This is a genomic window from Paracoccus sp. J39, from assembly GCF_000518925.1.
Lineage (GTDB): Bacteria > Pseudomonadota > Alphaproteobacteria > Rhodobacterales > Rhodobacteraceae > Paracoccus.
Window position 1 is genome coordinate 82,556 of the sequence record NZ_KI912521.1, and the last position, 19,752, is coordinate 102,307.

The following is a 19,752-nucleotide window of genomic DNA, read 5'->3' on the forward strand; positions in this document are numbered from 1 at the left end:
TCGAGAGGAACCCGATGAACGGCATCTTGACCGCAAGCGGAGAAACCATCGAACCCTTCGGGCGCTCGCTGTTCGAGCGGGCCTCGGAACGGGCGCTGAGCCGGGTGGGCGTGGTCGATGTCGGCTCGAACTCGATCCGCATGGTGGTGTTCGACGGCGCGGCGCGCTCGCCTGCCTATTTCTACAACGAAAAGGTCATGGCCGGGCTGGGGCAGGGGCTGGCCAGCACCGGCCGGCTGAATCCCGAGGGCGTGCGCCGCGGCATGGCGGCCCTGCGCCGCTTTGCCGTGCTGGCCGACAGCATGGGCATCAAGCCGCTGACCTGCGTCGCCACCGCCGCCGTCCGCGAGGCCGAGGACGGCCCCGCCTTCCGCAAGGCGGTCGAGAAGGAGACGGGGCTGAAGCTGCTGGTCATCGACGGCGAGGAAGAGGCGCGGCTGTCGGCCCAGGGCGTGCTGCTGGGCTGGCCGGATGCCAGGGGCCTGGTCTGCGACATCGGCGGCAACTCGATGGAGCTGGCCGAGGTGGCGAACGGCAAGGTCGGCCGCCGCATCTCGACGCCGCTGGGCCCGTTCCGGCTGCAGCAGGTCAAGGGCGGCGCCTCGGGCCTGCGCGACCATATCCGCGACACCATCGAAAAGGCCGCCGCCCGGCTGGGCCGGGGGCACGACCAGATCTATCTGGTTGGCGGCTCGTGGCGCGCCATCGCCCGGCTGGACATGGAGCGGGCGAAATATCCGATGACGGTGCTGCACGAATATCGCATGTCGCCCGATGCCGTCGCCGAAACGGTGAAGTGGATCGCCGGCAAATCCGTATCCGAGATGCGGGCGATGACCGGCATCTCGCAAAGCCGGATGGAGCTGGTGCCGCTGGCCAGCCAGGTGCTGCGCCAGCTGGTGCAGAGCATGCAGCCGAAATCGCTGGCCGTTTCGTCCTATGGCATCCGCGAGGGGCTGCTCTACGAGCAGATGCCGGCCGGGCTGCGCTCGCGCGATCCGCTGATCGAGGCGGCGCGCTTCGCCGAGCGGCAGATGGCGCGGATGCCGGGCTTCGGCAAGCGGCTCTATCAGTTCCTCGAGCCGCTGTTCGGCGACCTGCCGGCCGAGCGCGACCGGCTGGTCAAGGCCGCCTGCCTGCTGCACGACACCACCTGGCGCACGCATCCCGATTATCGCGCCGATGCCTGTTTCGACAATGTGACGCGGGCCAACATGGCGGCGCTGTCGCATCCCGAGCGGGTGTTCCTGGGCCTGTCGCTGCTGCATCGCTACAAGAACAGCCGCGCCAACTCGCCCATGGCGCCGCTTTTCGCGCTGCTCTCGGAGAAGGAGATCCGCGAGGCCGAGGTTCTGGGCAAGGCGATGCGCTTCGGCGCCATGTTCTCGGTCAAGGACCCGGCCGAGGCGGGGACGCTGAAGCTGCAGCCCAGGAAGAAGCAGCTGGAGCTGAAGCTGACCCGGACCGGCCGGGCGCTGCTGGGCGAGGTGGCCGAGGCGCGGTTCCGCGCGCTGGCCGAGGCGCTGGGAGTCGCGCCGGTGGTGACGCAGGGCTGACCGGCCGGCCTCTCGCGGTCGCCATCCTGTCCGAACCGACAACTTCCCCGCACCGGCCGCTCGTGGCATTCCTGCGCTCACGGGGGCGACGATCCCGGTGTTGTTGCCGAGTGTCTGGTTTCGGATCGACAGCCCCCGACGACTTCCGGCCGGCGAGGGCGGTGACGAGGGCGGGGCGTTCAGGCGCCCCAGGTCCTTTCCAGCACCGAAAGCCAGTTCCTCCAGGCGATCTTTTCGACCAGGTCGCGGCCGTAGCCATGCGCCTGCATCGCCTGCAGAAGCTTCGGCAGCGCCGAGGCGTCGGCCAGGTCCTCGGGCATGTCGGCGCCGTCGAAATCCGAGCCGAGCGCGACGCCGTCCTCGCCCAGCAAGGACAGGAGATGGTCCAGATGGCGCAGCATGATCCCGAACCCCTGCATCGGCTCGCGCCGCCCCTCGGGATGCAGGAAGCCGACGGCGAAATTCAGCCCGACCAGCCCGCCCGATTCGGCGATCATCCGCAGCTGGCGGTCGGTCAGGTTGCGCGAGCTGGGCGCGACGGCATGGGCGCAGCTGTGGCTGGCGACCAGCGGCGCATCCGAAAGCCGCGCCACGTCGTCGACGCCCTTTTCGTTCAGATGCGACAGGTCCAGCATGATGCGCAGCCGGTTGCATTCGCGCACCAGATCCTTGCCCGCCTCGGTCAGCCCCGGCCCGGTATCGGGCGAGGCGGGGAAGGCGAAGGGCACGCCATGGCCGTAGCGCGTCGGCCGCGACCAGACCGGCCCCAGCGAACGCAGGCCCATCGCGTGCCAGACATGCAGCGCGTCCAGGTCGGGGATCGGCTCGGCCCCCTCGATATGCAGGATCGCGGCGATGCGGCCGGCCTCGATGCTGGCGCGCAGTTCTGCGGCCGTGCGGCAGATGTCCAGCGTGCCGCTCCGCGCCATCGCCATCAGCTGCCCGGCCTGGGCGATGGCATGGGGCAGGGCCTCGGCGGCCGGCACCTCGGGCGGCAGGTCCAGGGCGAAGGGCGGGTTCTTCTTCAGCATTGCCGCCACCGCGTCGTCGGGCCCGGCGGGCGAGGGCGTCCAGATGGCGAAGAAGCCGCCGGCGAAGCCGCCCGCCTTCGTTCGTGGCAGGTCCAGGTGGCCGGCTCCGTCACCCTGAAGCCAGAGCCGGTCGCGGCCGGGCCCCGCAGCCACCATGCGCTGCAGGAAATCGTTGTGACCGTCGAAGACCGGAATCATGGCATCTCCTTCTTGCTGGGGCGCCGCCACCATGGCGCGAACGGAAAACCGCTGCAACCTGCCGCGCTTCGCCGTAAGCTGGGGCCACAGCCAGGCAAGCAGGAGCCCAAAGCCATGACCCGCATCGACAAGGAATTCTCCGGCCAGACCGTGATCTGCACCTTCGAGGTGACGCCCGGAACCGCGCATGACGTGCTGGACGCGCTGAACGATGCCTATGACCAGGTGATCCGCCATCAGCCCGGCTACGTCTCGGGCGCGGTGCATCTGAACGACGCCCAGACCCGCATCTGCACCTATTCGCAGTGGCGCGACCGGCGCGACTATCAGGCCATGCTGCGCCACCCCGAGATGCGCAGCCGCAACCGCGCCATTCACGGCATGTGCCGCCATTTCGAGCCGGTGATGTACGAGGTGGTCGATACCTGGCAGGTACATGGCCACGGCTGATGCTGCGGCTGCGAAAAAGCCGTGCATTGCGCCGGCTTACCCCCTAGTCTGGCGGAAATCAGTCGGGCGGAAGCCGGAACGGAGGGGCTCATGGCGGGACGCATCATTACCATTGCCCAGCAGAAGGGCGGCTCGGGCAAGACCACCATCGCGGTCAACCTGGCGGTGGCGCTGCGCGGGCGCGGCCATTCCGTCGCCCTGCTGGACACCGATCCGCAGGGCAGCATGGGGCGCTGGTTCCTGGAGCGGCTGGAGCGGCTTGGCGAAGACGAGGCGTTGGAATTCACCACCTCCTCGGCTTGGGGCGCCAGCTACGAATCCGACAAGCTGAAGAAACGCTTCGATTTCGTCATCATCGATACGCCGCCCAAGATCGACAGCGACCTGCGCCCGGCGCTGCGCGTGGCCGATCTGGTGCTGGTGCCGGTGGCGACCAGCCATGTCGACCTGTGGGCGACCGAGGGCGTGCTGGACCTGGCCCGGCGCGAGAAATGCGACACGCTGATCGTGCTGAACCGGACCCGCTCGCATGCCCGGCTGACCGGCGAGGTGGCCGAGGGGGCCGCCGCTTTGGGGGCCGATGTGGCGGCGGCGCAGCTCGCCAACCGCGTCGCCTATGCCGAGGCGCTGGGGCAGGGCCTGGGTGCGGGCGAGCGGGCGCGCAACGCCACCGCCCGGGCCGAGATCGATGCGCTGACCGAAGAGGTGCTGGCGAGCCTGGGCTGAGCCTGGACCGCCATCCGCGGAAATCCGCCGGCCGGGACGGGGGCGGGAAACCATAGGCTGCGCTTGGGCGTTGGCGGGGCAGCAAGTCCAGACTCTCATGAGGTCAAGATGAAACTCCCGCTTTCCCTTGCCGTTCTGGCAGCTCCGCTCGCTTTGGCCGCCTGCACCCCGGAAGCCCCGCCGCCCGAGCCGCCGCTGGCCTCGGCCGACCCCTGCGGCGCGGCGCGCTACAGCCACCTGATCGGCCAGACCTCGCCCACCATCACCGTGCCCGAGGGGCAGATGTATCGCATCGCCCGCGAGGATCAGCCGATGACCATGGAGATGATCCAGGATCGCCTGACCTTCATCGTGGACAACCGCGGCAAGCTGCTTTCGGTCAGCTGCAGCTGACCGGCCCTGCGCCGCCGGACCAGCTTCCGGTGCCTTGACCGGCGGAAGCGGGGTGCGGGAAAGGTCCGCCCCGACGCGGCCGCGGATCAGCTGCGGCGGCGCGACCGCTTGTTGCCGCCGCGCTGTCCGGCGCGCCCGGCGGTCGAGCGTCCCGAGGATTTGACCGCCGCCTCGGCCGCCTCCTCGATGGCGGATTGCCGGGCCAGCGGGTCGTCGGCCACGGCCAGCTCCACCGCCTCCAACCGCTTGACCTCGTCGCGCAGCCGCGCGGCCTCCTCGAATTCCAGGTTCTCGGCCGCCTTGCGCATCTGCGCCCGCAGCGCGTCCAGATGCGCCGCCAGATTGGCGCCGACCAGCGGCTTATCGACCCGCGTCGTGATGCGCGCCTGATCGGTATCGCCCTGCCACAGCCCGGCCAGCACGTCCTCGACATTCTTGCGCACGGTCTGCGGCGTGATCCCATGCGCCTCGTTATAGGCGATCTGCTTCTGGCGCCGGCGCTCGGTCTCGGCCATGGCGCGTTCCATGCTGCCGGTGATGCGGTCGGCATACATGATGACGCGGCCGTCGGCGTTGCGCGCCGCCCGGCCGATGGTCTGGATCAGCGAGGTTTCCGAGCGCAGGAACCCCTCCTTGTCGGCATCGAGGATCGCCACCAGCCCGCATTCGGGAATGTCCAGCCCTTCGCGCAGCAGGTTGATGCCGACCAGCACGTCGAAGGCCCCCAGCCGCAGGTCGCGCAGGATCTCGATGCGCTCGATCGTGTCGATGTCGCTGTGCATGTAGCGCACGCGAATGCCCTGTTCGTGCAGGTATTCGGTCAGGTCCTCGGCCATGCGCTTGGTCAGCGTGGTGACCAGCGTGCGATAGCCTTGCGCCGCGACCTTGCGCACCTCGTCCAGCAGATCGTCCACCTGCATCTCGACCGGGCGGATCTCGACCTGCGGATCCAGAAGGCCGGTGGGGCGGATGACCTGCTCGGTGAAGACGCCGCCGGTCTGGTCCAGCTCCCATTGCGCGGGCGTGGCGCTGACAAAGACGGATTGCGGCCGCATCGCGTCCCATTCCTCGAATTTCAGCGGCCGGTTGTCCATGCAGCTGGGCAGGCGGAAGCCATGCTCGGCCAGGGTGAACTTGCGCCGGAAGTCGCCGCGATACATGCCGCCGATCTGCGGCACCGAGACATGCGATTCGTCCGCGAAGACGATGGCGTTGTCGGGGATGAACTCGAACAGCGTCGGCGGCGGCTCGCCCGGCGCGCGGCCGGTCAGATAGCGGGAATAGTTCTCGATCCCGTTGCAAACGCCTGTCGCTTCAAGCATTTCCAGGTCGAAGTTCGTGCGCTGCTCCAGCCGCTGGGCTTCCAGCAGCTTGCCCTCGTCAGTCAGCTGTTTCAGCCGTGCCTGAAGTTCGGCGCGTATCCCTTTGATTGCCTGCTGCAATGTCGGGCGCGGGGTGACATAGTGGCTGTTGGCATAGATGCGGATCTGCTGGAAGCTGTCGGTCTTGGCGCCGGTCAGCGGATCGAATTCGGTAATCGATTCAAGCTCGTTTCCGAAAAAGTCGAAGCGCCAGGCCCGGTCTTCCAGGTGGGCCGGCCAGACCTCGATCACATCGCCGCGCACCCGGAAGCCGCCGCGCTGGAAGGCGGCGTCGAGGCGGCGGTATTGCTGCGCCACCAGTTCGGCCAGGAATTCGCGCTGATCGTAGAGCTGGCCGACCACCATGTCCTGGGTCATCGCCGAATAGGTCTCGACCGAGCCGATGCCGTAGATGCAGCTGACCGAGGCGACGATGATCACGTCGTCGCGTTCCAGCAGCGCCCGGGTGGCCGAATGGCGCATCCGGTCGATGGCCTCGTTGATCTGCGATTCCTTCTCGATATAGGTGTCGGAGCGCGGCACATAGGCTTCGGGCTGGTAATAGTCATAGTAGCTGACGAAATATTCCACGGCGTTGTCGGGAAAGAAGCCCTTGAATTCGCCGTATAATTGCGCCGCCAGGGTCTTGTTCGGGGCCAAGATGATGGCGGGGCGCTGGGTTTCCTCGATCACCTTGGCCATGGTGAAGGTCTTGCCGGTGCCGGTGGCGCCCAGCAGCACCTGGTCGCGCTCGCCCGCCATCACGCCTTGCGCCAGCTCGGCGATGGCGGTGGGCTGGTCGCCGGCGGGCTGGAATTCGGAACGCATGACGAAGCGCCTGCCGCCCTCGAGCTTGGGCCGGGTCACCTCGGGAAAGCGCGCGATGGGGGCGTTGGTGTTGTTGTGACCCATGGTTTCACCTTTGTTCCTGCCCGGGTGAATCTGGCGCATTCGCGCCGCGATGCAACCCCGGGACGCGAATATTGCGCAGTTTCGCCGCGCCAGGCCGGCCGGCATGGCAGGAATCGCGTGACGAGCATCTTGATCGCCCGCCCTGCATCGGGGATAAGGCGACAAGCAAGAACAGAGGGTTCCCGCCATGCGTGTCCGCATCTACAAGCCCGCCCGCAACGCCATGCAATCCGGCACGGCCCGCAGCAAGAACTGGGTTCTGGACTTTCCGCCAGCCGATCCGCGCGCCATCGATCCGCTGATGGGCTGGACCAGCAGCGACGACACCCAGAGCCAGGTTCGCCTGCGCTTCGAAACCCGCAAGCAGGCCGAGGACTATGCCCGCGAGCATGGCCTGGACTACGAGGTGATCGAGCCGCATACCCGCGCCCCGAACATCCGGCCCCGCGGCTATGGCGAGAATTTCGCCAGCGACCGCCGCGCGCCCTGGACACATTGAGCGCGCCTCCGGATTCGGGTATTTGCAAAACAGAGAAGGCCGGGGTGTCGTGCCCCGGCTTCTTCGTTCCCTGAAGGCTCGAATCCCTGACGCGGCCACGGCCGGCTTGGCTGCGGCTTGATCCGCAGCCGTCTTCAGACGGTGTCGAGATAAAGCTCGACCGTCTCCTCGTCCGAAAGCTCGGCCATGTAGCGCAGTTCCTGCCGCTTGGTCATGACGAAATTCTCGATCAGATGCGCCGGAAAGACGCGCTTGATCTCGGGCGAGGCGGCGAAGGCGTCGATGGCCTCGCCCCAGCTGCCGGGAAGCTGCTCCAGTCCCAGCTCATAGGCATTGCCCTTGATCGGCGGCGGCGGCTCGGCCTTGTCCTCGATGCCGTTCAGCGCCGCGCCCAGCACCGCTGCGACGGTCAGATAGGGATTCACGTCGCCGCCGGCCACGCGATGCTCGATCCGCCGCGCCTTGGGGCCCGAGGAGGGGATGCGGATGGCCGAGGTGCGGTTCTCATAGGCCCAGCCGATGCCGGTCGGCGCATGGGCGTTCGGCACCAGCCGGTCGTAGCTGTTCTCGTGCGGGGCGAACAGCAGGGTCGAGCCGGGCATGGCCGCCAGGCAGCCGGCGACGGCATGGCGCAGCACCTCCGAGCCCTCGTCGCCGCCATTGTCGAAGACGTTGCGGCCCTGCCGGTCCAGCACCGAGAAATGCATGTGCATGCCCGAACCGTTCCATTCCTCGTAGGGCTTGGCCATGAAGGAACCGGCAAAGCCGTATTGCCGCGCCAGCCCCTTGACCAGCAGCTTGAACAGCCAGGCGTCGTCGGCGGCTTTCAGCGGGTCGGGCTGGTGCATCAGGTTGATCTCGAACTGGCCCGGAGCGGCTTCCGAGATCGCGGTGTCGGCGGGAATGTCCATCGCCTCGCAGGCGTCATAGAGCGCGGTGAAGAAGCGGTCGAAGGCGTCGAGGGCGCGCAGGCTCAGCGTCTCGGCCCCGGTGCGGCGCTTGCCCGAGCGCGGGCTGGGCGGCACGCGCAGCTGGCCGCCGGAATCGTCGATCAGGAAGAATTCCAGCTCGGTCGCCACCACCGGGGTCAGGCCGGCGGCCTTGTAGCGGTCCACGACGCGGGCCAGCGCCTGACGCGGGTCGCCCTCATAGGGGCGGCCGTCCAGGTGGAACATCCAGATCGGCAGAAGGCCGGTCGGCGCCTCCAGCCAGGGCATGGGCATGAAGCCGCGTTCGGTCGGCAGCAGCAAGCCGTCGGGGTCGCCGGCCTGGAAGACCAGTGGGCTGTCCTCGATATCCTCGCCCCAGATGTCCATGTTCAGCACCGAGAACGGAAATTTCGTGCCCTCGGTCAGAACCTTGTCGGCGAAACGTGCCGGAACCCGCTTGCCGCGCGCCACACCGTTGAGGTCGGCGGCCGCGATGCGGATGGTCTTGACGTCGGGATGCTCGCGCAGCCAGTCCATGGATCACCTGATGAGATTGGGCCTGTAACGGATCTTCTTCGCCGCGCCGGGAAGATGGCGGTTCAGCCTGCGGTTGGCGAGACCGAACAGCGCGATCAGGCCGATCGTCAGCAGGACGAAATAGGCCGCGACGATCGGATAGGCGATGAAGGGATTGAAGGTCTTGTCAGCGAAATAGCTGGCGTAATAAAGCGCGTCGCCCCGCTGCTGAAAGGCCGGAAAACCCGAAAAGAACACCAGCGTCGTGGCATGGAACAGGAAGATCGCCTCGTTGGTATAGGCGGGCCAGGCCAGCCGCATCGCGGTCGGCCAGATAACGCGGCGATAGCGGGTCCAGCCGGTCATGCCATAGGCGTCGGCGGCCTCCAGCTCGCCCTTGGGCAGGTTGCGCAGCGCGCCGTAGAAGATCTCGGCCGAATAGGCGGCGGTGTTCAGCACCAGCACAAGCAGCGCCCCGGCCCAGGCGCGCGTCATCCAGCTGGTCTGCACGGTGATGCCGAAGACGTCGATACCGGCGCGCGGCAGCTGCACCAGCAGCTCATAGGCCAGGAAGAACTGGATGAAGAGCGGGCTGCCGCGGAACAGGAAGATGAACCACTCGGCCGGCTTGCGGACCCAGCGGTTGCCGCTGGCCTTGGCCACGGCCAGCAGATTGGCGAGGAAGAAGCCGAAAAACAGCGCCAGCGCCGCGAAATAGATGTTCCAGATCAGCCCCGAGCCGATCAGCGTGACCTGCTCGCAAAGCGTGAACCCGCTGCGCGGCAAGAGCCTTTCGCCGATGCCGATGGCGCGCAGCCCGTAATCCTGGATGGTCTGCAGGCACTGGCTCATGTCGCGGCCTTTCGCATCGCCTCGCCGGCGGCGGTGGCCTGGCCGGCCGAGAGCCGCGCCCGGATACGGTCGAAGATCCGTTCCGAGCCCCAGGTCATCAGCAGGTAGAACACCAGGATGGCGAGGAAATAGTAAAGCCGCCAGTCGGGATGCGGATAGGCATAGGCGCGGGTCTTGGCGCCGCCCAGCTCGCGCGCCCAGTAGACGATGTCCTCGACCCCCAGCACGAACAGCAGCGGCGTGGCCTTGATCAGGATCATCCACAGATTGGCGAGGCCCGGCAGGGCATAGGTCCACATCTGCGGGATCAGGATGCGCCGGTTCACCTGCCGCGGGCTCATGCCATAGGCCTCGGCGGTTTCCAGCTGGGCGCGGGGCACGGCGTTCATCGCACCATGCAGCACATTGGCGGCGAAGGCCCCGAAGACCACCGAAAAGGCGATCACCGCCAGGAAGATGCCATAGAGCTGATGCACCCATTCCGGCGAGGTCGAGAGTGGCAGCTTGGCCGCCGCGCAGACGATGAACTCGTTGCCCTGCCGCACCGGCACCGAAGGGTCGCAATAGACGCGCGAGCGCAGCCATTCCAGGCCCTGGTCCAGCGCGATGGGCACGAAAAGGAAGAAGATGATGTCGGGCACGCCGCGCACCATCGAGGTATAGATGCGCCCGAACCAGCGCAGCGGCGTCATGCGCGAGCGCGCGGCCAGCGCGCCGCCGAACCCGAAAAGCAGCGCCGCCGGCGCGGTGACGGCCAGGAGCAGCAGCACCGTGCCGAAGGACAGGTAGAACAGCATGTGATTGCCGGTCGTCAGATAGCATGACAACCAGGCAAGCCCTTGCAGGGCGGAAGGGTCGGTGCAGTAGGAAAACATCGTGCCGCCGGTTGGGCCGCCGCGGGATTGCCGCGGCGGCGTCAGGTCATTCGTAGGTCTGCGCGTCCTCGCCGAAATGCTTCTTGATCAGCTCGTTCAGGCTGCCGTCCTGCTTCATTGCACCGATCGCCGCGTTCAGCTTTTCGCGCAGCTCGTTGTCGGACTGGCGCACGCCGATGCCGATGCCCTCGTCCAGCCGGACCTGCTCGCCGACGAAGATCAGGTCCTCGCTGTCCTCGACGAAGGGGCGCATGACCTCGTGGTCGCCGAAGGCCGCGTCGGCCTCGCCATTGCGGACGGCGGCGAAGACCTGGTCGATATTCGGATATTCCAGCATCGTGGCCTGCGTATCGGCGATATGAGAGGCCTGGACCGTCCCGATCTGGACCGCGACGATGCCGGTTTCCAGATTGGCCCCCTCTTCAAGCGCGACATAGGACGAGGGCGCGGGGGGCAGATAGTTCTCGGTGAAGGCGATGGCCTGCTTGCGCTCTTCGTTGATGCTCATCGCCGCCATGATCGCGTCGTAATTCGACGAGACGAGGTTCGGGATGATCGAATCCCAGTCGTTCTTGACCCAGGTGCATTGCAGTTCGGCGCGCTGGCACAGCTCATTGCCCAGCTCGACCTCGAACCCGGCCACCTGACCCTGATCGTTGATGAAGTTGTAGGGAGGATAGGCGCCCTCGGTGGCGATGCGCACCGTCTGCGCCATGCCCATGCTCGTGGTCAGGGCCAGCGCCGCGGCTGCAAGCATGATCTTCTTCATTTCAACTCTCCTGTTGGTTTTTCATTCGGCCATGGACGCGCTCAGGAACTGGCGCAGCCGTTCGGAGCGCGGCGCGCCGAAAAGCTGCGCCGGCGGCCCCTCTTCCTCGATCCGGCCCTGATGCAGGAAGACGACGTGGTCGCTGACATCGGCCGCCAGCCGCATGTCATGGGTGACCAGCAGCATGGTGCGATGCTCGGCAGCCAGCGCCTTGATGACGCGCACCACCTCCTGCTGCAATTCCGGGTCCAGCGCGCTGGTCGGCTCGTCCAGAAGCAGCGCCTTGGGCTCCATGCAGAGCGCGCGGGCGATGGCGGCGCGCTGTTGCTGGCCGCCCGATAGCTGCGCGGGCCAGGCGTCGGCCTTGTCGCCGATGCCGACCTTGGCCAGCAATTCGCGCGCCCGCACCTCGACCTCGGCCGGGCTGCGCTTCAGCACATGGACCGGCGCCTCCATCACGTTCTGCAGGATGGTCATGTGCGACCACAGGTTGAACTGCTGGAACACCATGGACAGGTTGGTGCGCAGCCGCGTGACCTGGGCGCGGTCGGCGGGCATCCGCGCCAGCCCGGTGCCGCGCCAGCGCACAGCCTCGCCCTCGAACAGGATCTCGCCCTGCTGGCTGTCCTCGAGCAGGTTGCAGCAGCGCAAGAGCGTCGACTTGCCCGAGCCGGAAGAGCCGATCAGGCTGATGACATGGCCGCGCGGGGCGGTCAGGCTGACGCCCTTGATGACCTGCAGCGGGCCATAGGCCTTGTGCAGGTCCCGGATTTCTATCACCGGCACGCGGGCCGAAGCGGGGGCCGAAGCGGGGGCCGGATGGGCGGCGGGATCGGTGGCGGCCATGGTCGGTTCTGTCTGGCTCATGCGGATATGAGGCGATATTTGCCGGGCGATTGCAACGCTTTCCTCGCCGGCTTTCCTGTCGGGGCCGGGGGGACCCGGGGAGGGCCGGCGACGGGCGGATGGCGGGGATGCGGGCTCATTCCTCGGACAGGCCCAGTCCCACCAGCGCCCTTTGCCGGGCCAGCGCCGAATCGCGGTCGTTCACGCCCAGAAGCCCCGCGACCAGCCGCACGAGCGATTCCTCGTCGGCGTTGCGGTTTCCGTCGGCATAGGCGACCTCCCACATGGCGGCGATGATCTCCTGCCGGTCCAGCAGGTCCACCCGTTCCTTGATGATGCGGGTGAAACGCACGGTATCGGGGGCCTCGGCCTCGGTCATCTCGGCCGCCGCGCGCCGTTCGGCCGCCTCGGCGGCGCCAAGGCCCCGGCGCCGGGCCAGCACCTGGTCGATGCGCTGCTGCTCGGCCTTGCCGTAGTGATCGTCGGCGCGGGCCAGGCGGACCAGCAGGGATGCGACGGCGACCTCGGCATCCTGCCCGTGCAGGTGCGAGGATTCGGGGGCGTCGATGAAAAGGCGGCTTAGAAGATTGCGGAACATGGCCGGATATTAAGGCATTTTCGCGCCGCAACAATATGGCGGGCGAAATTTGTCAGGCAGGTTCCCAGCCCTCGACGATGGCGAGGTCGGCGACCGAGCAGGGCTGCCGCAGCGCCAGCGCCGCCTGGTATTCCGGACTGTGATAGCAGGCGCGGGCGGTCTCCAGGTCGGCGAATTCGACCACCACGGTGCGGGGCCGCATCTGGCCCTCGACCACCTCCAGCGCGCCGCCGCGCACCAGGAAGCGCGCGCCGTATTTCTGGAAGGCCGCCGCATTGGCCTGGCGATAGGCCTCGTATGCGGCGGGGTCGTCGACCGTGACATGGCCGATCCAATAGGCTTTGGGCATGGCTGGCTCCTTGGGGCTGTTGCGCGCCGATCATGCCGCGCAAGGGCGCAGCCGCAAGCCCGATCCCGCCCTAGTAACGTTGCGGCACGTATAGCTCGGGCGGCAGCACCTCGCGCTCGTAATCCGGGTTGAAGACCCGGTCGGGCAGGGTGATCTCCTCATGCGGCACCGGCTCATAGGGGACCATGGTCAGCAGATGCGCCATGCAGTTCAGCCGCGCCCGCTTCTTGTCGTTGCCGGGCACGATATACCAAGGGGCCTCGGGGATGTTGGTGCGCTCGAACATCTCTTCCTTGGCCTTGGTGTAATCCTCCCAGCGGACGCGGGATTGCAGGTCCATCGGCGACAGCTTCCACTGCTTCAGCGGGTCGTGGATGCGCATCAGGAAGCGCATCTGCTGTTCCTCGTCGGTGATCGAGAACCAGTATTTCACCAGCCGGATGCCGGAACGCACCAGCATGCGCTCGAATTCCGGCACGTCGTCGAAGAATTGCTGCACCTGGTCCTCGGTCGCGAAGCCCATCACCCGCTCGACCCCGGCGCGGTTGTACCAGCTGCGGTCGAACAGCACGATCTCGCCCCCCGCCGGCAGGTGCGGCACGTAGCGCTGGAAATACCATTGTGTCTTTTCGCGGTCCGAGGGCGCGGGCAGCGCCACCACGCGGGCGACGCGCGGGTTCAGCCGCTGGGTGATGCGCTTGATCGCGCCGCCCTTGCCGGCGCTGTCGCGGCCCTCGAAGATGACCACGACCTTTTCCTTGTGATGCACCACCCAGTCCTGAAGCTTGATCATCTCGGCCTGAAGCCGCAGCAGCTCGCGGAAATAATCGGCGCGCGGCATCTGGTCGGGATGGGTCTGGCGATAGATGCGCGCGATCTCCTGCGACAGGACGGCGTCCTCCATCTCGATCTCGAAATCCTCGTCGAGCGTGTCCTGAAGCTCGGCTTCGAGCCAATCCTTGGGTGTCTGGTCCTGCATGGGGATCTCCTGCTGCGCTTGCCCGCGATCTAGCCTTGCAATGTGACAATCCGGTGTCATGGCCGCGCGGCCCGGCTAGAACAGCCCGGCGCAGTCGCGGATGATGCCGAAGGCGAAGCCGCCGCCGCTGGCATCCGCCACCGTGCCGCACCAGCGCCCGTCGCTGGAAAACAGGCTCTTGCTGCCCCTGGGCCGGTAGGCGACGCGCTTGCCGGTCACGGTGAACAGGTTCAGCGTGCCCGCGCCGTTCGGCGCGTAATAGCCCACCACCGTGCCGTCCGAGGTGAAGATCACCCGCTTCTCATTGGCCGGGTTGCGCGGCGAATTGGCATAGCTCGATCCGCTGTTGGCCGAGCTGGCCGCAGAATTCGCCGCCGCATGCGGCGAGTTCGATTGCCGCGCGGGCTGGTTCTGCGGCGCGCCGGGGCCAAGGTCGAAGGGCAGGCGCGTCTGGTCGAGCAGGAACAGCGGCGCATCCGCAAGCGCGGGGGCGCCGCAAAGCATCAGGATCGGCAGGGCAAGGCGCATGTCGGGACCGTTCGTCTGGGTCCCGGCATTATGGCGCGGCGCGGCGGCTCAGACCAGCCGCTCGTTCTCCATCGCCGCGCGGACGAAGCCGGCGAACAGCGGCGCGGGCTCGAAGGGCTTCGACTTCAGCTCGGGATGCGACTGCACGCCGATGAACCAGGGATGGTCGCGGTATTCCACCACCTCGGGCAGCCGCCCGTCCGGCGACATGCCCGAGAAGCTGAGGCCCGCCGCCTCGAGCTGCTCGCGGTATTTCGCATCCACCTCGTAGCGGTGGCGGTGGCGGTCCTCGATCTCCAGCGCGCCGTCATAGACCTCCGAGATCTTCGAGCCCGGTTGCAGCACGGCGGTATAGGCGCCCAGCCGCATGGTGCCGCCCTTGTCGTCGGTCAGCTTGCGCTGCACGGTGTAATTGCCCTGCACCCATTCCTTGAGGTGATAGACGACCGGCGTGAAGCGGGTCTTTCCGGCCTCGTGGTCGAATTCCTCGGAGCCCGCGTCGGGCATGTCGGCGAGGTTCCGCGCCGCCTCGATCACCGCCATCTGCATGCCCAGGCAGATGCCGAGATAGGGCACCTTCTTCTCGCGCGCGTAGCGGGCCGCGGCGATCATTCCTTCGGTGCCGCGCTCGCCGAAGCCGCCGGGCACGATGATGCCGTGATAGCCGTCCAACAGATGCGCGCCCTCGCCCTCCAGCTTCTCGCTGTCCACCCAATCGGCCTTGACCCGGACGCGATTGGCCATGCCGCCATGGGTCAGCGCCTCGGCGATGGATTTGTAGGCATCTTCCAGCTGGGTATATTTGCCGACCACAGCGATGCGGACCTGGCCCTCGGCATTCTCCAGCCGGTCCATCACGTCTTCCCAGCGGCTCAGGTCGGGGCGCGGGGCGGGACTGATCTGGAAGGCGTCCAGCACCGCCTGGTCGAGGCCGGCGCGGTGATAGGCCAGCGGCGCCTCGTAGATCGACTTCAGGTCATAGGCCGGGATCACCGCATCGGGGCGGACGTTGCAGAACAGCGCGATCTTGGCGCGTTCCTTTTCCGGGATCGGCTGCTCGCTGCGGCAGACCAGCACGTCCGGGGCGATGCCGATCGAGCGCAGCTCCTTGACCGAATGCTGGGTCGGCTTGGTCTTCAGCTCGCCGCTGGCGGCCAGCCAGGGCAGCAGCGTCAGGTGCATGAAGATGCAGCGCCCGCGCGGGCGGTCCTGCGCGAATTGCCGGATCGCCTCGAAGAAGGGCAGGCCCTCGATGTCGCCGACCGTGCCGCCGATCTCGCAGAGCATGAAATCGACCTCGTCCTCGCCGATGGCGAGGAAGTCCTTGATCTCGTTGGTGACGTGCGGGATGACCTGGATGGTCTTGCCCAGATAGGCGCCGCGGCGCTCCTTCTCCAGCACGTTGGAATAGATGCGGCCGGAGGAGACCGAGTCGGTCTTGCGCGCCGAGACCCCGGTGAAGCGTTCGTAATGGCCCAGGTCCAGGTCTGTCTCGGCGCCGTCGTCGGTGACGAAGACCTCGCCATGCTCGAAGGGGCTCATCGTGCCGGGATCGACGTTCAGATAGGGGTCGAGCTTACGCAGCCGGACGGTGAAGCCGCGCGCCTGCAACAGCGCCCCCAGCGCCGCCGATGCCAGCCCCTTGCCGAGCGAAGAAACCACACCGCCGGTGATGAAGATGTAACGCGCCATCGAGGCCCCCGTGAGAAATCCAATAGAAGATCGCGGCCCGAATCTGGGCGGCATCACGGGACTCGAGTCATATCCGATTTGTCCCGTGGCCGCAACGGACCGCAAGTTGTTGTAAGGGGCGCCTGTCGCGCCCCCAAGTTGTGGTGTCAGTTATTGGCCGGGGCCGGCGCATCCGCTGGCGCGTCCGGGGTCGGCGTCTCGGCCGGAGCCTCTGCCGCCGGCGGCGTCACCGGGGCGGTCGCGGGCGCGCTGCCCTCGCCCTCGGCGGGCGCGGCGGGCGTCTGGGCCGGGGTCTCGGTCGCGGGCGTGGGCGGCGTCACCGGCTGGCCGGCGCCCGGAACCACGGGCTGGCCCGCGCCGGGCGGCGGGGCATAGTCGCCGATGCCGGGCAGGCTGGTCGCCGGCGCGGGCTGCGAGCCGCCGAGGTTCAGCTGGTCCACGATCGAGCCGCTGGAGGCGTTCTGCGCGGCGATCAGGGTCAGCGTCATCGAGGTGATGATGAAGCCGATGGCAAAGATCCAGGTCAGGCGCGACAGCGCGTTCGCTGCCTGGCGGCCGGTCATCACGCCGCTGCCTCCGCCGCTGCCCATGCCAAGGCCGCCACCTTCGGACCGCTGCAGCAGCACCACCCCGATCAGAAGCACGGCGAGGATCAGATGCACGGTAAGAACGACGTTTTCCACCACGGGGCCTTTCATTCAGCGACGCGCCTATCTAGTCACCAAGGCACGGATTGGCAAGCGGGGGCGGGCATGGGCGCGCTGATGATCCAGGGCACCGGGTCGAATGTAGGAAAATCCCTGCTGGTGGCGGGATTGTGCCGGGCGGCAAGGCGGCGCGGAATCGCCGTGGCGCCCTTCAAGCCGCAGAACATGTCGAACAATGCCGCCGTGACCCCGGACGGGGGCGAGATCGGCCGGGCGCAGGCCCTTCAGGCGCGGGCGGCGGGGCTGGCGCCCTCGGTCCACATGAACCCGGTGCTGCTGAAGCCCGAGACCGACCGGGCCGCGCAGGTGGTGGTGCAGGGCCGTGCCGTGACGCGGGCGGCGGCGGCGGATTACGGCGCGCTGAAGGCGCAGCTGATGGGCGCGGTGCTGGACAGTTTCGCCCGGCTGCGCGCCGCGCATGATCTGGTGCTGGTCGAGGGCGCGGGCAGCCCGGCCGAGGTCAACCTGCGTGCCCGCGACATCGCCAACATGGGTTTTGCCCGTGCCGCCGGCGTGCCGGTGGTGCTGGCCGGCGACATCGATCGCGGCGGCGTGATCGCGCAGGTCGTTGGCACGCAGGCCGTGATCGACCCGGAGGATGCCGCGATGATCCGCGGCTTCCTGATCAACCGCTTCCGCGGCGATCCGTCCCTCTTCGATGCCGGCCGCGCCTTCATCGCCGAGCGCACCGGCTGGCCGGACCTCGGCCTTGTGCCCTGGTTCCCCGATGCCGCGCTTCTGCCGGCCGAGGATGCGGTCGACCTGCGCCGCATCTCGGGCATGGGCGGGCTGCATATCGCCTGCCCGATGCTGTCGCGCATCGCCAATTTCGACGATCTCGACCCGCTCGCGGCCGAGCCGGGCGTGCGGCTGACCATGGTGCCGCCCGGTCGGGCCCTGCCGGGGGATGCCGATCTGGTGATCCTGCCGGGCACGAAATCGACGCGCGGCGACCTGGCCTTCCTGCGCGCGCAGGGCTGGGACATCGATCTTTTCGCGCATCTGCGGCGCGGCGGCCGGGTTTTGGGCATCTGCGGCGGCTATCAGATGCTGGGGCGCTGGGTCCACGACCCCGGCGGCCATGACGGCGACCCCGGCAGCACCCCCGGCCTGGGCCTGCTGGAGGTCGAGACCCGCATGGCGTCCGAGAAGCGGCTGACGCGGATCGCAGGCACGGCCTTCGGCCAGCCGGTCGAGGGCTACGAGATCCATATGGGCCGCACCGAGGGGCCTGATTGCGCCCGCCCCTTCGCCCATATCCCCGCGCCGGACGGCGCCACCAGCCCCGACGGCCGCGTCGCCGGCACCTATCTGCACGGGCTGTTTTCCGGCGATGCCTTCCGCGCCGCCTGGCTGGCCGGGTTCGGCGCCGCCTCGGCGCTGGATTACGGCGCCGGCGTCGAGGATGTTCTGGACCGGCTGGCCGTGCATCTGGAAGCGCATCTGGACATCGATGCGCTTTTCGCGCTGGCGCGCTAGAGGATCTCGGCCAGGATGCGCTCGGCCTCGACCTGACAGGGGGTCAGGCGGGCGCGGTCCTCGCCGGGGAAGAAGCGGGCGCGCAGCGCGGTCGGCATCGGCGCAGGCTCGGCGATGACCACGCGGGGACCGAGCGTCTCGTTCTCGGCCTGCCAGCTGCGGGCCAGCGCGATCTGCCCGGCCTTGGTGGCGCCGTAGCTGCCGAAGAACTTCTGCCCCGCCCGCCTGTCGTCGAAGAACAGCGCCGTGCCCTTGCGGGCGCGCAGCAGCGGCTCGATCAGCCCGATCAGCCCGCGCGTGGCGACGAGGTTCAGATCGACCGATTTCTGGAAATCCTTGCCGTCGATATGCCCGGCCGGCGACAGCGGGGCGGCATGGATCGCGCAATGCGCCCAAAGGTCCAGCCCGCCCCAGCGGCCCATGACGGCCTGCACCATCTGCACCATGGCCTCGGGCTGGCCGACATCCATCGGCGCCAGCGTCGCCGCGCCGCCGGCCTTGCGGATGCGGTCGTCCAGTTCCTCCAGCGCGCCGGTGGTGCGGGCGACGGCCAGGATGTGCCAGCCCCGGCCGGCAAGGGTTTCGGCCAAAGCGGCGCCAAGGCCGCGCGAGGCGCCGGTGATCAGCGCGATTTTGTCATGCTCGGTCATGGCGCCGATTTCGCATCCGCGCAGCGGTCGCGCAAGCCCCGAAGCGCGGCCTTCGCGGCGGGTGCGTCATCGTGCCCGTCCCGGGCAGCAGGCTGATCCGGCGGGAAAATTCCCCGGCCGGCCTCGGCCCGCTGCAGATCCGCCAGCGCCGACTGGCACATGCCCAGATCGAGCCATTGGCAGCCCGAGCAGATCCGGCCGAGATCCCCGGGCCGCAACCGCGCGGTGGCGCGGGCCTGCGCCTCGGCCCAGGTCATGCGCTGGCCCGAACGGATGCCGAGCGCGGCGGCATGGCGCCTGTCGAGCCGGCCGATCCGGTCGTCCGCGGCGCAGCCCATGCCGCGCCGCGACGGGCAGGGACGGCAGATCGCATCGGCCATGACGGTGAAGACCACCGGCGTCTGCGGATCAGCCCGCAGCCGCCCCAGCACGATGGCGTTCATGTTCTCGGTGAATTCCGGCGAATAGCCGCTGCCCCGCCAGCCGATCGCGCAAAGCACGTGATGCGGGCGCAGCAGAACGGCCCCGGAACTGTTCCGGGGCCGGTCCTGATCCTGTTCCCGCTCGCTCAGCGGGCGTCCAGCGGCTTGTAGTCCCGCCGCGGCGAGCCGACGTAGAGCTGGCGCGGCCGGCCGATCTTGTTCTGCGGATCGGCGATCATCTCCTTCCACTGCGAGATCCAGCCGACGGTGCGCGACAGCGCAAAGATCGGCGTGAACATCGAGGTCGGGAAGCCCATGGCTTCCAGGATGATGCCCGAGTAGAAATCCACGTTCGGATAGAGCTTCTTCGAGACGAAATACTCGTCTTCCAGCGCGATCCGCTCCAGCTCCTTGGCGACCTGCAGCGTCGGGTTG

22 protein-coding genes are annotated in these 19,752 nt (G+C 68.0%); 6 read left to right on the forward strand and 16 right to left on the reverse strand.

From position 1 onward, the window contains the following. Positions 1 to 14: 14 nt before the first annotated feature. On the forward strand, positions 15 to 1,556 hold the full coding sequence (gene ppx, locus L632_RS0121585; protein ID WP_028711125.1) for an exopolyphosphatase: 1,542 nt from the start codon (positions 15 to 17) through the stop codon (positions 1,554 to 1,556). 179 nt (positions 1,557 to 1,735) lie between these two features. On the opposite strand, the gene L632_RS0121590 is transcribed toward ppx, so the two are convergent. Next, positions 1,736 to 2,785, reverse strand: a complete 1,050-nt coding sequence (locus L632_RS0121590; protein ID WP_028711124.1) for a dipeptidase — start codon at positions 2,783 to 2,785, stop codon at positions 1,736 to 1,738. 114 nt (positions 2,786 to 2,899) lie between these two features. On the opposite strand from L632_RS0121590, the gene L632_RS0121595 reads away from it, so the two are divergent. The 3 genes from L632_RS0121595 to L632_RS0121605 all read left to right on the forward strand — a co-directional run bounded on the left by L632_RS0121595 (position 2,900) and on the right by L632_RS0121605 (position 4,354). After that, complete coding sequence (locus L632_RS0121595) at positions 2,900 to 3,235, forward strand: antibiotic biosynthesis monooxygenase (RefSeq protein ID WP_028711123.1); 336 nt, start codon at positions 2,900 to 2,902, stop codon at positions 3,233 to 3,235. A 90-nt stretch (positions 3,236 to 3,325) separates the two neighbouring features. Continuing rightward, complete coding sequence (gene parA, locus L632_RS0121600) at positions 3,326 to 3,961, forward strand: ParA family partition ATPase (RefSeq protein WP_028717586.1); 636 nt, start codon at positions 3,326 to 3,328, stop codon at positions 3,959 to 3,961. A 108-nt stretch (positions 3,962 to 4,069) separates the two neighbouring features. Continuing rightward, complete coding sequence (locus L632_RS0121605) at positions 4,070 to 4,354, forward strand: I78 family peptidase inhibitor (protein ID WP_028711121.1); 285 nt, start codon at positions 4,070 to 4,072, stop codon at positions 4,352 to 4,354. Between the two features lie 86 nt (positions 4,355 to 4,440). On the opposite strand, the gene uvrB is transcribed toward L632_RS0121605, so the two are convergent. Further along, positions 4,441 to 6,627, reverse strand: coding sequence for an excinuclease ABC subunit UvrB (uvrB, locus tag L632_RS0121610; protein ID WP_028717587.1), 2,187 nt, complete (start codon positions 6,625 to 6,627; stop codon positions 4,441 to 4,443). A gap of 187 nt (positions 6,628 to 6,814) precedes the next feature. Between uvrB and L632_RS0121615 the strand changes: the two genes are divergently transcribed. Then, positions 6,815 to 7,126 carry an ETC complex I subunit gene (locus L632_RS0121615; RefSeq protein WP_028711119.1) on the forward strand — a complete coding sequence of 104 codons (312 nt, stop codon included), beginning with the start codon at positions 6,815 to 6,817 and terminating at the stop codon, positions 7,124 to 7,126. 134 nt (positions 7,127 to 7,260) lie between these two features. Here the strand turns inward: L632_RS0121615 and L632_RS0121620 are convergent, their stop codons facing one another. The 11 genes from L632_RS0121620 to secG form a co-directional block, all read right to left on the reverse strand. Continuing rightward, complete coding sequence (locus tag L632_RS0121620; RefSeq protein ID WP_028717588.1) at positions 7,261 to 8,592, reverse strand: glutamine synthetase family protein; 1,332 nt, start codon at positions 8,590 to 8,592, stop codon at positions 7,261 to 7,263. Positions 8,593 to 8,595: 3 nt separating this feature from the next. Then, positions 8,596 to 9,423 carry an ABC transporter permease gene (locus L632_RS0121625; RefSeq protein ID WP_028717589.1) on the reverse strand — a complete coding sequence of 276 codons (828 nt, stop codon included), beginning with the start codon at positions 9,421 to 9,423 and terminating at the stop codon, positions 8,596 to 8,598. Continuing rightward, entirely contained in the window at positions 9,420 to 10,298 is an 879-nt protein-coding gene (locus L632_RS0121630; RefSeq protein WP_028711116.1) for an ABC transporter permease, read from the reverse strand. Before L632_RS0121630 ends, L632_RS0121625 begins: the two co-directional genes overlap by 4 nt. A gap of 46 nt (positions 10,299 to 10,344) precedes the next feature. Then, complete coding sequence (locus tag L632_RS0121635; RefSeq protein WP_028711115.1) at positions 10,345 to 11,067, reverse strand: transporter substrate-binding domain-containing protein; 723 nt, start codon at positions 11,065 to 11,067, stop codon at positions 10,345 to 10,347. Between the two features lie 21 nt (positions 11,068 to 11,088). Then, positions 11,089 to 11,913: an ABC transporter ATP-binding protein gene (locus L632_RS0121640; protein WP_051476521.1), complete on the reverse strand. Its 825-nt coding sequence runs from the start codon at positions 11,911 to 11,913 to the stop codon at positions 11,089 to 11,091. Between the two features lie 136 nt (positions 11,914 to 12,049). Then, positions 12,050 to 12,511, reverse strand: coding sequence for a TerB family tellurite resistance protein (locus L632_RS0121645; RefSeq protein ID WP_028717591.1), 462 nt, complete (start codon positions 12,509 to 12,511; stop codon positions 12,050 to 12,052). A 52-nt stretch (positions 12,512 to 12,563) separates the two neighbouring features. Beyond that, positions 12,564 to 12,860: a DUF1330 domain-containing protein gene (locus L632_RS0121650; protein WP_028711112.1), complete on the reverse strand. Its 297-nt coding sequence runs from the start codon at positions 12,858 to 12,860 to the stop codon at positions 12,564 to 12,566. 70 nt (positions 12,861 to 12,930) lie between these two features. Beyond that, complete coding sequence (gene ppk2, locus L632_RS0121655; RefSeq protein ID WP_028711111.1) at positions 12,931 to 13,839, reverse strand: polyphosphate kinase 2; 909 nt, start codon at positions 13,837 to 13,839, stop codon at positions 12,931 to 12,933. A 75-nt stretch (positions 13,840 to 13,914) separates the two neighbouring features. Next, positions 13,915 to 14,367, reverse strand: a complete 453-nt coding sequence (locus L632_RS0121660) for a hypothetical protein (protein ID WP_028711110.1) — start codon at positions 14,365 to 14,367, stop codon at positions 13,915 to 13,917. 48 nt (positions 14,368 to 14,415) lie between these two features. Then, positions 14,416 to 16,059 (reverse strand): CTP synthase, encoded by a 1,644-nt coding sequence (locus L632_RS0121665; RefSeq protein ID WP_028711109.1) that lies wholly within the window; start codon positions 16,057 to 16,059, stop codon positions 14,416 to 14,418. 146 nt (positions 16,060 to 16,205) lie between these two features. Then, positions 16,206 to 16,742: a preprotein translocase subunit SecG gene (gene secG / locus L632_RS0121670; protein WP_028711108.1), complete on the reverse strand. Its 537-nt coding sequence runs from the start codon at positions 16,740 to 16,742 to the stop codon at positions 16,206 to 16,208. Between the two features lie 69 nt (positions 16,743 to 16,811). Between secG and L632_RS0121675 the strand changes: the two genes are divergently transcribed. Then, entirely contained in the window at positions 16,812 to 18,245 is a 1,434-nt protein-coding gene (locus L632_RS0121675) for a cobyric acid synthase (RefSeq protein WP_028711107.1), read from the forward strand. On the opposite strand, the gene L632_RS0121680 is transcribed toward L632_RS0121675, so the two are convergent. The 3 genes from L632_RS0121680 to L632_RS25060 all read right to left on the reverse strand — a co-directional run. After that, the gene (locus tag L632_RS0121680; protein WP_028717593.1) at positions 18,242 to 18,895 is read right to left on the reverse strand and encodes an SDR family oxidoreductase; all 654 of its coding nucleotides are present in this window, start codon (positions 18,893 to 18,895) and stop codon (positions 18,242 to 18,244) included. The two genes, L632_RS0121675 and L632_RS0121680, sit on opposite strands and share 4 nt — an antisense overlap. Continuing rightward, positions 18,892 to 19,395, reverse strand: coding sequence for a DUF1284 domain-containing protein (locus L632_RS24140; RefSeq protein WP_084637744.1), 504 nt, complete (start codon positions 19,393 to 19,395; stop codon positions 18,892 to 18,894). The genes L632_RS0121680 and L632_RS24140 overlap by 4 nt, the downstream gene beginning before the upstream one ends. A 68-nt stretch (positions 19,396 to 19,463) precedes the next feature. Continuing rightward, a partial coding sequence (locus L632_RS25060) for a citrate/2-methylcitrate synthase (protein ID WP_036699130.1) occupies positions 19,464 to 19,752 on the reverse strand: 289 nt, incomplete at its 5' end.

What these genes read in the sequence shown, in the direction of transcription:
- L632_RS0121675 (WP_028711107.1), top strand. Translation starts at nt 16,812, where the DNA reads ATGGGCGCGCTGATGATCCAGGGCACCGGGTCGAATGTAGGAAAATCC.
- L632_RS0121615 (WP_028711119.1), top strand. Translation starts at nt 6,815, where the DNA reads ATGCGTGTCCGCATCTACAAGCCCGCCCGCAACGCCATGCAATCCGGC.
- L632_RS0121625 (WP_028717589.1), bottom strand. Translation starts at nt 9,423, where the DNA reads ATGAGCCAGTGCCTGCAGACCATCCAGGATTACGGGCTGCGCGCCATC.
- uvrB (WP_028717587.1), bottom strand. Translation starts at nt 6,627, where the DNA reads ATGGGTCACAACAACACCAACGCCCCCATCGCGCGCTTTCCCGAGGTG.
- L632_RS0121590 (WP_028711124.1), bottom strand. Translation starts at nt 2,785, where the DNA reads ATGATTCCGGTCTTCGACGGTCACAACGATTTCCTGCAGCGCATGGTG.
- L632_RS0121640 (WP_051476521.1), bottom strand. Translation starts at nt 11,913, where the DNA reads ATGGCCGCCACCGATCCCGCCGCCCATCCGGCCCCCGCTTCGGCCCCC.
- ppk2 (WP_028711111.1), bottom strand. Translation starts at nt 13,839, where the DNA reads ATGCAGGACCAGACACCCAAGGATTGGCTCGAAGCCGAGCTTCAGGAC.
- L632_RS0121660 (WP_028711110.1), bottom strand. Translation starts at nt 14,367, where the DNA reads ATGCGCCTTGCCCTGCCGATCCTGATGCTTTGCGGCGCCCCCGCGCTT.
- L632_RS0121665 (WP_028711109.1), bottom strand. Translation starts at nt 16,059, where the DNA reads ATGGCGCGTTACATCTTCATCACCGGCGGTGTGGTTTCTTCGCTCGGC.
- L632_RS0121620 (WP_028717588.1), bottom strand. Translation starts at nt 8,592, where the DNA reads ATGGACTGGCTGCGCGAGCATCCCGACGTCAAGACCATCCGCATCGCG.
- L632_RS0121630 (WP_028711116.1), bottom strand. Translation starts at nt 10,298, where the DNA reads ATGTTTTCCTACTGCACCGACCCTTCCGCCCTGCAAGGGCTTGCCTGG.
- L632_RS0121605 (WP_028711121.1), top strand. Translation starts at nt 4,070, where the DNA reads ATGAAACTCCCGCTTTCCCTTGCCGTTCTGGCAGCTCCGCTCGCTTTG.
- L632_RS0121595 (WP_028711123.1), top strand. Translation starts at nt 2,900, where the DNA reads ATGACCCGCATCGACAAGGAATTCTCCGGCCAGACCGTGATCTGCACC.
- ppx (WP_028711125.1), top strand. Translation starts at nt 15, where the DNA reads ATGAACGGCATCTTGACCGCAAGCGGAGAAACCATCGAACCCTTCGGG.
- L632_RS0121645 (WP_028717591.1), bottom strand. Translation starts at nt 12,511, where the DNA reads ATGTTCCGCAATCTTCTAAGCCGCCTTTTCATCGACGCCCCCGAATCC.
- L632_RS0121680 (WP_028717593.1), bottom strand. Translation starts at nt 18,895, where the DNA reads ATGACCGAGCATGACAAAATCGCGCTGATCACCGGCGCCTCGCGCGGC.
- L632_RS0121650 (WP_028711112.1), bottom strand. Translation starts at nt 12,860, where the DNA reads ATGCCCAAAGCCTATTGGATCGGCCATGTCACGGTCGACGACCCCGCC.
- parA (WP_028717586.1), top strand. Translation starts at nt 3,326, where the DNA reads ATGGCGGGACGCATCATTACCATTGCCCAGCAGAAGGGCGGCTCGGGC.
- L632_RS0121635 (WP_028711115.1), bottom strand. Translation starts at nt 11,067, where the DNA reads ATGAAGAAGATCATGCTTGCAGCCGCGGCGCTGGCCCTGACCACGAGC.